Annotated in this window: 6 protein-coding genes; 2 read left to right on the top strand and 4 right to left on the bottom strand. The window is 42.1% G+C overall.

The genetic code is table 11. The annotated features are described in order from the left end of the window. Nucleotides 1–40: 40 nt before the first annotated feature. The 4 genes from QP437_RS09480 to QP437_RS09495 are packed head-to-tail and all read right to left on the bottom strand — an operon-like array spanning nucleotide 41 to nucleotide 3,619. Nucleotides 41–1,138 carry an NnrS family protein gene (locus tag QP437_RS09480; RefSeq protein WP_285267668.1) on the bottom strand — a complete coding sequence of 366 codons (1,098 nt, stop codon included), beginning with the start codon at nucleotides 1,136–1,138 and terminating at the stop codon, nucleotides 41–43. Further along, nucleotides 1,131–1,823 (bottom strand): ATP-binding cassette domain-containing protein, encoded by a 693-nt coding sequence (locus QP437_RS09485; protein ID WP_285267669.1) that lies wholly within the window; start codon nucleotides 1,821–1,823, stop codon nucleotides 1,131–1,133. The genes QP437_RS09480 and QP437_RS09485 overlap by 8 nt, the downstream gene beginning before the upstream one ends. Next, nucleotides 1,823–2,620 carry an ABC transporter permease gene (locus QP437_RS09490; RefSeq protein ID WP_285267670.1) on the bottom strand — a complete coding sequence of 266 codons (798 nt, stop codon included), beginning with the start codon at nucleotides 2,618–2,620 and terminating at the stop codon, nucleotides 1,823–1,825. The genes QP437_RS09485 and QP437_RS09490 overlap by 1 nt, the downstream gene beginning before the upstream one ends. 21 nt (nucleotides 2,621–2,641) lie before the next feature. After that, entirely contained in the window at nucleotides 2,642–3,619 is a 978-nt protein-coding gene (locus tag QP437_RS09495) for an ABC transporter substrate-binding protein (protein ID WP_049368265.1), read from the bottom strand. 174 nt (nucleotides 3,620–3,793) lie between these two features. Between QP437_RS09495 and QP437_RS09500 the strand changes: the two genes are divergently transcribed. After that, nucleotides 3,794–4,153 carry an MmcQ/YjbR family DNA-binding protein gene (locus QP437_RS09500; protein WP_285267671.1) on the top strand — a complete coding sequence of 120 codons (360 nt, stop codon included), beginning with the start codon at nucleotides 3,794–3,796 and terminating at the stop codon, nucleotides 4,151–4,153. Between the two features lie 334 nt (nucleotides 4,154–4,487). After that, the coding region (locus QP437_RS09505) for an ESPR-type extended signal peptide-containing protein (protein ID WP_285267672.1) at nucleotides 4,488–6,832 on the top strand (2,345 nt) is incomplete at its 3' end.

Genomic DNA, 6,832 nt, shown 5'->3' on the forward strand with positions numbered 1-6,832 from the left:
AAAATATCAAAAATCCGCACATTGATGTGCGGATTGGTCATTACTCTGGATCATCAGTAAAGGCATTGTTTCGGAATATCGGGACAAAGGTTGCGAGATACAGCACAAACACAATGGCAATTAAAATAGCCGGAATCGTGATAAAAAACAGCTCGTCCACATACATTAAACAAGCTCGTGAAAGCGCTGCGGTGAAAAGACAAAGCACGGCAAGGCGACAGAGTTTTGGATAATCCAGTTTCGTAAAGCCGCTATGCCATAATCCCGCGGTGAGCCAAATCATCATCATACTGCCGAGAATGCCACCGAGTGTCACCATGTGTAACGGATCGGCAGTAGGTTCATCAATTAATTTATTTATGCCAATCCACAAATAGCCAATCGCGGCGAACAGTTGAAGGAAATAATAAGTGCGTACGTAATGTTTACGTAGCAGTTCGTGATGATGTAATTCGCGTAACTTGGCAAGCAAAATAAATCCAACGGCAAAGGCTGTAAAAGCGGCTGTTTGCGCAGGCAACCAAAGCTCTGCTGCGGTATGAAGTAATAAAAATGTAATTGCGATATTTTTATACACGACATTCGGGATAAATACAGGATCTTTCAATGTACTTTCTTTCAGTGCCTCTGCGCCTAATAGAATGCTAACTCGAATTGATACAAACATCACAGCCGCCATATTCAAATGCACCTGTGCCCGCAATAATTTCAGACTATCAGTCATGGCGTAAGCAGTCTGACAAACCATAAATGCTGCAAGTAACATCAGTAAAGTAAAATTGTCGGTATTGCGATCCAACCAAAACAGCCAAGCACAAAAGAGTAACAACGCGAGCCAATAAGCAGCCACTAAAAACGAGGCGGTTTGCGGGGAAAATGGCAATAACACCAATCCTGCAAGCAAGAGCACTGCTAAAATCGTCGCAATAGGTTTTAAATTGCCTTTGTAATTTGTCCATTCGAGCATGGAGGCTGTCAGAAAGCCGCCGTATGCGGCTGGTAGCATAAATTCTAAGAATATTTTGCGGTGTAGGATGAGATCATCGGGGCTGATGAAAAAGCTCAAGGCACCAACAATCGCAAGAATGGCTGCACCAACAAAGAAGGGTCGCATCGGATGAGTAAAGAAATTATTCATAGTAATGGATTCCTTGAAACTCGCGTGCGACTACGGTTTCTTCAAAGGCTGAATTGCGTTCGGATAATGGCGTAGGCAAGGTAATCACATTTTGCACATCCATCCCTTTTGGTGAAAGTTGCATAATCTCTCGGCTTAATCGAGCCGCTTCAAAACGATCGTGCGTCACTAAAATACAGGCCATGCCTTGTTGCTCAATTTTTTCCACTAACATAGCGGCTAAAATATCACGTAAATCGCGATCCAAACCGACAAAAGGTTCGTCCAATAAGGCTAAATCACAGCCGCATAGTAATAGACGCAAAAATGCCACGCGTTTTGCCATACCGCCCGATAATTCGGTCGGGTATTTATTCAAATCACCCGAAGAAAGCCCGATCTTTTCTGCCAGCGCAATGATTTCATGTTCATTCGGATTATCCATAAAAATGGCGATATTCTGCATGGCAGTGAGATTTTCTAATAGACGATTTTCTTGAAACAGAAAGCCTGTTTTACGGAATGTATTATTGATTTCACCCGATTTTGGCGTTTCTAAACCTGAAATCAAACGCAGTACCGTAGTTTTGCCACAGCCACTAGGGCCGAATAAGGTTTTCACTTCGCCAGGTTGTAAATCCATACTGAAATCGCGCACGATGGGATCGCGGAGAATTTCAAAACGCACATTCTTTAAACTCAGCATTATCTTCTCCACGGCATAAACAGGATTTCCAATGGTTTGGTAATCAAATATTCAAAGAGTGAAACAAACACAATCACTAACAGCACATAAGCCATAACCGTTGACGTATCTAACATGGCTCTGGCATCGGCAATCTGTGCTCCCACACCCTCATTGGCACCCAAAAGCTCTGCCATAATTACCACTTTTACGCCCATCGCAACCGCGACGCCAATGCTGGAAATCACATAGCCAGTGAGATGGGGAACATATAAATAGCGGATTTTTTTCCACAATCCGAGTTTGTACGCATCAAACAATTCTTCATGTTGTTTGTTTACACTTGCCATGCCCATAGCGGCACTGGCAAAGGTCAGCGGGGCGACTAATACGATAATGGTAAATAGCACACTTGGGTTGCCAAAGCCAAACCAAAATAATGCCATCACGACCCAAATAATTGGCGGCATGGCTAATAAAATCGTAATGACGGGTTTAAGCAATGCCATAGCGGTTTTAAAGCTGCCCGCAATCAGCCCTACCGCTAAGCCTGCGACTAATGCAATGGTAATGCCCACCACAGACCGCCATAACGAAATACCGATTTCGTTTTGTTGGAAATGCTCGAGCAAATCAAGGGCTTTTTGAAAAACATCCGCGGGAGCAGGCAGCATAAATTCACCAAATACCGCACTGCCCCAAGCCCACAAGGCAACTACCATCATCGCCACACTCAAGCCGGTAAAGCCGCTCCAGAGGTAGTCGATGATGTAAAACAGGACAGGTTGTGGTTTACGGATTTTGTCAGTTTTAATCATGTTATGTGATTCAGTTTCAAATTAAGCCAAGAAGAATTTATCATCTGGTAATTTACCACCTAAGAGTTTTGGATTGAACTCCATTAAGGTTTCATAGAATTGCATGATTTCATTTTTCAGTTCACTGGCTTTGGTTACCGTTAAGCGCGCACCGTCTAAGCCCATTTCAATAGCGGCTTCTGGCGCTGGCAGATAATTAGCACCAATTTCAGCCGCACTTTTGCGGTTAGCCATAATCCAGTTTAATGCATCACTTAAATCTTGGTGAAGGAGATCAAACTCAGCCTTGTGTGCGTGGAAGTATTCTTCGTTAGCAATAATGCCCGCCATTGGAATAAGCGGTTTGGTATTAAACGCTTGTCCCCATTCTTTCACTAAATCAAAGCCGCGTACAATCTCCGTACCAACAATTTTAGCTTTCAGCACAACGGCACTCGCCATCGGTTCCGGCAAGATGGCCGCATGGAAATCTTTAAGCAAGAACAAACCAATTGCTTCAGTTGGTGTGGCCGCATAGGTGATATCTACTTTATTAATATCAATATTCAGTTTTTTCAGTAAAGCTTGCAATACGATGTCTGGCATATCGTTTTTAAATGGCACAAGGATTTTTTTACCCACCAATTCTTGCGGTGAAGTAATGGCACTACCTTTACACATCAACTGCGTAATCCCATTGGTGAGAATATTCACCATGCCAACTTGTTGCCCTTGATTACGTAAATTCACGCCCACATTACTTGGGCTCATCATGACTTTAAATTGTCCACTTGCCACGCCTGCGCGCAACTGATCAGGCGAACGCCAAATCTCTAATGCGACATCCGCTTGTTTGGCTAATTTACCTTGTGCTGCCGCCACTGCAATGGTCACACTTGGCATCGCTGGTGCGCCATAAATGGTAAATTGTTCTTTTGTTGCCGCAAAGAGAGAAGGCGACATGCCCGCTGCTGTAAGTGCTGCACTCATTCTTAAAAAATCACGTCTATTCATTGTCATGGTTATCTCCTTATAATGAAACAAGTCTAATACTTGTATTTTGATAATAGTTTTCATTTATTATCTTACTACTGTGATTAAAGTAAAGAAAGACAAAAGTGCGGTCAGATTTTTAGGTGTTTTTTTAATTTCTTTAAATTTTGACCGCACTTTGCAATATAAAAGGAACAAACTATGCGCCAAGCAAAACAGATAATGGATTACGTGGCGAATCAATATGCCACGCAGCCCGAATACCTTTGGGCAAAATTTCCGGACTATGCGATCTTGCGCCACAGCAATGCAAAAGGAAAATGGTATGCCCTTATCGGCAAAATTGCTAAAGCGAAACTGGGTTTAAAAGAAGAAGGAGAAACGGATTTTATCAATCTTAAATGCCCGCCTGATATGGTAAGTATTTTGCGACAATCTCTGCCTTTTTTGCCTGCCTATCACATGAACAAAACTCACTGGCTGACAATTTTGTTAGATCATGGTGTAGAAAGCGAAGAAATTTTTAAATTGCTCGATTGGAGCTATGATTTGACGAAGTAGAAATAAGGGGGAATCTTACGCTCCCTCCCTCTAAAATAGATTATTTTTCATACAAAAATTTACACTTCTTTAAGTTTCTCGTAAAAATTTTCAAAAATCTTTACATATATTTACATAACTCAAAATTTACCTTAATTGCTTGTAATTTTTAATAAATCTTTTTTTTGATGCTTTCTTTTTATACAGAGTTGGCTTAGAATAAGCTATTCTGACCAGAAGGGAAAGGGAAACTATTGTCCAAAATTGTTGTCGCCGCCTTTTTGATGCGGAATTTTTTGGTGCTGTTGTCCGCGCAACAGCTTCTCAACAATCCTAATAAAAAGGAATAAAACTCATGAACAAAGTGTTTAAAGTTATTTGGAATCATGCAACACAAACGTGGACAGCGGTTTCTGAACTTGGGCATGCTAAGGGTAAAACCAAGTCTAAAAAGATCGTTAAATTGACCGCACTTGCTGGTGCAGTGATGGGCGTGGTAGGTACAGCTCAAGCAGTGATAAATACTGATGCAAGTACAATCACGATTAGTTCAGCTAATCCGAATAATGTGGCGGGTACAGGTCAAGGTATAAGCAATATTAATATTGGTACTGGTGCAAATACCTATAGAAATGAAGGTAACAATGTAGTCTCTCATGACGCAATTGCAATTGGTACTAGTGCAACTGGTACTGGCGATAAAGCAGTAGCTATTGGTAAAAATGCAAGTGCAACTAAAGAAAATGGTATTGCAATTGGTTTTGATGCAACTAATCAATCTATTGACTCTGTTGCGATCGGTAGAGAAGCAACATCTAGCAAAGATATGGATGTAGCCATTGGTAAGCAAGCAAAAGCTACAGGTGGTGAGTCTCTTGCTTTTGGTTCTCAATCAAAAGCATCTGGTGAAGCAACTGTTGCAGTAGGTAAAGAAGCTAACTCTTCTGGTTCTTCTGCTGTTGCGGTAGGTTATCAATCTGTTGCATCTCACAACAATGTCGTAGCTGTGGGTAAAAATGCTGCTGCAACTGCTGAGAATGCTGTTGCTGTTGGTTTGCGTGCGACTGGTTCTGGTACAAGAGCAGTTTCAGTAGGTGCAGGCACAGCAGCAACTGGTAACCAATCTCTTGCTGTAGGTTTTATTTCTAAAGCTGTAGGTGATAACTCTATTGCTCAGGGTAATAATGCCTCTTCAGCGCATACCTCAGATATTGCAATTGGTACAAATGCAGCGGCAAATGGTACAGATACCCCAGCTGGTTCTTCTACTGCTCAAAATGCAGGTACAGCGATCTCTATCGGTGCAAACTCAGTGGCAACTGGTGTTGCAACTACTGCATTAGGTCAAGCAGCGCATGCAACACAAAATGGTGCAGTAGCGGTTGGTAGCCTAGCAAATGCAACTAATAAAGCGGCGGCAGCATTTGGTCGTGATTCAAACGCAAGCGGTGAATCTTCAACTGCTTTGGGTTCTGGTGCGAAAGCGTCAGCTAACTATAGCTTCGCAGCTTCTGTAAATGCAAACGCTTCAGGTGTTCAATCTATCGCAATTGGTCGTAGTGCAGAAGCTTCAGGTGAACAATCTTTAGCACAAGGTAGCTCAGCGAAAGCTACGGCAAAAGATGCTGTTGCAGTAGGTACAGAAGCAAATGCTACAGCATTAAATGCAACTGCAATTGGTAAAAATGCAAACGCAAAACATAAAGATTCTGTTGCTTTAGGTTCTGATTCTGTTACTGACAGAGTAAATCTATATCCAAGTCATACTATTGCTGGAAATACTTATAATTTTGCAGGTGCTAAACCAGGGCAAGTAGTAGGCGTAGTAAGTGTTGGTGCGCCAGGCAAAGAGCGTCAAATTACTAACGTTGCGGCAGGTCGTATTTCTTCAACTTCAACAGATGCAATCAATGGTTCACAATTATATGCAGTGGCTGATGCTGTATCGAAACATCACTGGGTTGTGAGTGGTAACCAAACTACTGCTGGTCGAAGCACTTACGCATCTACACCTGTTTATAACAAAGAAATTGTTGAATTCCAAAATGGTAACGGCACAATTGCGACAGTAGTTAACACCCCTGGAGAGACGAGTTCTGGTACTATCTCTAAAACGGTTGTTCAGTACCACGCAAATATTGTGAATGGTACCAATACTGTAGTTAAATATAATGAGAATGGTACAGTTCAAATTAATGTGCCTAACGTTAAAGATGGTAAGGACGGTAAGAGCCCTACAGCAACGGTAACCAATAATAATAATGGTACCCATACGCTTACAATCGTGAATCCAGACGGTTCATCAACCACTACACTTATTAAAGATGGCGCTAAAGGTGACACTGGTGCAGCTGGCCCTAAAGGTGATACCGGTCCTGTTGGTCCTAAAGGTGATACCGGCGAAAAAGGTGAAAAAGGCGGCAGCATCACTGGTGAAGTTGTAAATAATAAAGACGGTACCCATACAATCACTATTACTGATCTTGAGACCGGTACAGTTACTACTACTATCGTAAAAGATGGTAAGAATGGTAAAGACGGTGCTACAGGCGCAACTGGTGCTACAGGTGCTAAAGGCGAAAAAGGCGATACTGGTCCTGCTGGTCCTAAAGGTGATACCGGTGAAAAAGGTGAAAAAGGCGGCAGCATCACTGGTGAAGTTGTAAATAATAAAGACGGTACCCATACAATCACTATTAC

The organism is Haemophilus sp. UMB1048 (assembly GCF_030218125.1).
GTDB lineage: Bacteria > Pseudomonadota > Gammaproteobacteria > Enterobacterales > Pasteurellaceae > Haemophilus_D.